Source organism: Coleofasciculus sp. LEGE 07092 (assembly GCF_015207375.1).
In the GTDB taxonomy this organism is placed as follows: Bacteria; Cyanobacteriota; Cyanobacteriia; order Cyanobacteriales; family Coleofasciculaceae; genus LEGE-07092.
The window spans coordinates 1-1,376 of record NZ_JADEWY010000289.1 but is presented as its reverse complement, the minus strand read 5'-3'; the positions used below and the strand labels follow the sequence as shown (position 1 = coordinate 1,376).

Genomic DNA, 1,376 nt, shown 5'->3' with positions numbered 1-1,376 from the left:
GGGGAGCTGGGGAGCTGGGGAGAGAATAATTACTAGGACTTACGTACTGAAACGAATTTTCGTTGTTCTGAGCGTTGGTGGAGACGCTGTAAGCCTGATTATACCGTTACTGATTTGCCTGAGTGCGTAAGTCCTGATTACTTCCTTGTCTCCCTTGTCCTCCTTGTCTCCTGTCTTCTTCCCACTGATACCCAGAAAGTAGGCAGGTATTCAGCGCTACCCATTACAATAGGATGAACGCAAGCACTCGTTACATTTGATAACTCTCATGTCAATTTTGGCGGCGATCGCAGTCTTAGCGGTTTTGATTGTAGTACACGAGCTGGGTCATTTTATGGCAGCTCGTCTTCAAGGAATTCACGCTAATCGTTTTTCTCTTGGTTTTGGTCCCATTCTCTGGAAATATCAAGGATCTGAAACGGAATATGCCATACGTGCCCTGCCACTCGGGGGATTTGTGGGTTTTCCTGATGATGATCCTGATAGCGATATTCCTCCAGATGACCCAGATTTACTTCGCAATCGTCCCATTTTAGACCGAGCGATCGTCATTAGTGCTGGTGTAATAGCCAACTTGATATTTGCTTACTTTCTCCTAGTTGTTCAGGTAGGAACAGTAGGTATTTCGGACTTCAACTTTCAAGCCGGCGTGCAGGTGCCTCAAATTGCCCCAGAAAGTAGCTTAGTGGCAAAACAAGCAGGCATCGAATCTGGAGATATTATTACAGCCGTAGACGGTCAAACCCTAGGGGCAAACCAAGAAGCTATCACTACCCTAATGACTGCTATTCAAAAGTCTCCCGACAAACCTTTAGAACTGTTGATTCAGCGTGACGAAAAAAACCTATCGGTGAAATTGACACCAGAACTGGGATCTGACGGCAAAGGGAAAATTGGTGTACAGCTTGCTCCAAATGGTGAAATAGTCCGCAAGCGTGCCGATAACCTGTTTGGTGCTTTTACGAGCGCTGCTGAAGAATATGAGCGAATTGCGGTTTTAACGGCTCAGGGCTTCGGACAACTAATCAGTAACTTTAGCGAAACTGCCGAGCAAGTTTCAGGTCCAGTCGCTATTGTTGCCATCGGAGCTGATATTGCCCGTTCTGATGCAGCAAATCTGTTTCAGTTTGCTGCCCTCATTAGCATTAACTTGGCAATTATTAACATCTTGCCTCTACCAGCTTTAGATGGGGGTCAACTCGCGTTCTTGGCAGTTGAAGGGATTCGAGGCAAACCTATACCCACAGAAGTTCAGCAGAACATCATGCAAACAGGTTTGGTTTTGCTCCTAGGTTTAGGTATCTTTTTAATCGTTCGGGATACCGCTAATTTAGTTCCATCCGGTTGGGTACAAAACTTGTTTCAGTGAGGGGAGT

At 45.9% G+C, this 1,376-nt stretch carries 1 protein-coding gene; it reads left to right on the top strand.

Annotation, left to right across the window (positions count from 1 at the left end; genetic code table 11):
* Positions 1 to 268: 268 nt before the first annotated feature.
* The gene (gene rseP / locus IQ257_RS29620) at positions 269 to 1,369 is read left to right on the top strand and encodes an RIP metalloprotease RseP (protein ID WP_193882841.1); all 1,101 of its coding nucleotides are present in this window, start codon (positions 269 to 271) and stop codon (positions 1,367 to 1,369) included.
* Positions 1,370 to 1,376 lie beyond the last annotated feature (7 nt).